This window comes from Enterococcus sp. C76 (genome assembly GCF_040886985.1).
In the GTDB taxonomy this organism is placed as follows: domain Bacteria; phylum Bacillota; class Bacilli; order Lactobacillales; family Enterococcaceae; genus Enterococcus_B; species Enterococcus_B lactis.
The window spans coordinates 1-1,618 of sequence record NZ_JBFOEY010000026.1 but is presented as its reverse complement, the minus strand read 5'-3'; the positions used below and the strand labels follow the sequence as shown (position 1 = coordinate 1,618).

Sequence of the window (1,618 nt, the reverse complement as noted above, 5' to 3'; positions counted from 1 at the left end):
CTGATTCCTCCGCCTAAAAAGAAATTCAATAAACGATACCGATTTTTCCATATCTTCACTACTATAACAAATTTCATGATCATGGCACACAAAGGGGCAATAAATACATAAATGCCATTTCCTAAAACATTCATGATTGCGTTACTTTGCATTCCCACATTAACTGCTAAAAAAGCTGAATCAATTAATGTATTCATCCAAAACAAAACTCCCATAAACACTCCATAAATTAATGGCATTAATTGTGTACCAAAAAGCAAACGGAAAAACCGAAATGTTATACCAGAACATTTTGGAAACAGCGATAATCCCATAAATACTGGCGAAAGAACTACTAACAAATCAATCACCAATTGTACACACGATAACAGACAATTAATATAAGCAATCGGTAAAAATGTTAACACTAAATTACACATTCCAAGAGAAATTGCCATGCATTTCTCCATAATTTTGGTACCGTCTAATGCAAAATACTCATTATCATCAACCAAACCATTGACATAAGATTCACGTTCTTCTTCAAACTTCTTTTTTTCTTTATCTTTAAGATTACTAGGCATCAATAGCTTTGAAACATCCAATTTTTTTCCATTTGACATGGTGCCATCCATCGAACCAGAATTCACATATAAAAAAGTTTGTTTAACTGTAGACTTAAATGTACCTGTTTCATCTAAATGTCCGGAACTTGTTTCATGGTTAAAACTTGTACTAGCCTTTAATGTCTTATCTCTTATTTCATTCACAATATTTCGTGTTGTTGTTAAAATAAACGTTGCTCCATTTGAACTCTTTACTTGTCCATTATCCGTATAAGTAATTGTTCCAAACCAAAACATCATAACACCGATAATCGCTAAATAACGTAAAAACACTTTCACAAAATGACCTTTTCCGTAAAAATATACCCAAAATAAATACGCACTACTGAGTAAAAAAGCAATTCCTATTACTTTTCTGTCAGAAATATTATAGCCACCAAAATTTGTAAAAATAGTTTTAGAAATATCGAATGCTTCAACTTGCTTTCTTATAAAGAATTCTGATTGGTCGAAGAAATTTTCAATCCAGATAAATAAAACAGCTAAAAAACGATACAAACAAAAAGGCACTGTAACAAAAAACCAATTGAGCCCTTTCCAAACTGCATCAAAGGCATTACCTGTTTCTAAATAGGAAGTATAACTGTCAATCATGTACTTCATAAAAAAAGACCTCCCTTCATTTAAGAAATGTCTTTCTGCTTTGCTTTAAGCAATAAAGTCATTTTCTAACTCAACTGCTTTGGATTTTTCAACTGTTTTAAATAATTCGAGCCAATCTTCAAAAAGAACATGAAAAACGATACGATTAGTTTGTCCAGTCATATCTTTAAATAGACATTGTCCTTGTGGCATACCTGACACCCATTTAATTGTCAAATCATTCACTGGCAAATTCAAATACTCTAAAATCCCTTCTCGATTATTCATTTCATCAAAACAAAAAGTCATACCAAAACCAGTATCATCGCCGTCATCCTCAATATCGCTAACCGATTGAGTAATCAATACTAAGAAATTATTATACGATCGACCAACACGTTTCATTGATTTAATAATACTTTGACCATCAC

General features: G+C 31.7%; 1 protein-coding gene and 1 pseudogene. Both read right to left on the bottom strand.

Annotated elements, in window-relative coordinates; all coding sequences use genetic code 11:
• Positions 1-1,208, bottom strand: a pseudogene (locus AB3I00_RS14485) (hypothetical protein); the annotation flags it as partial.
• Between the two features lie 45 nt (positions 1,209-1,253).
• Positions 1,254-1,618, bottom strand: a 365-nt coding sequence (locus AB3I00_RS14480) for an ATP-binding protein (RefSeq protein WP_368025595.1), incomplete at its 5' end; no start/stop codon positions are given.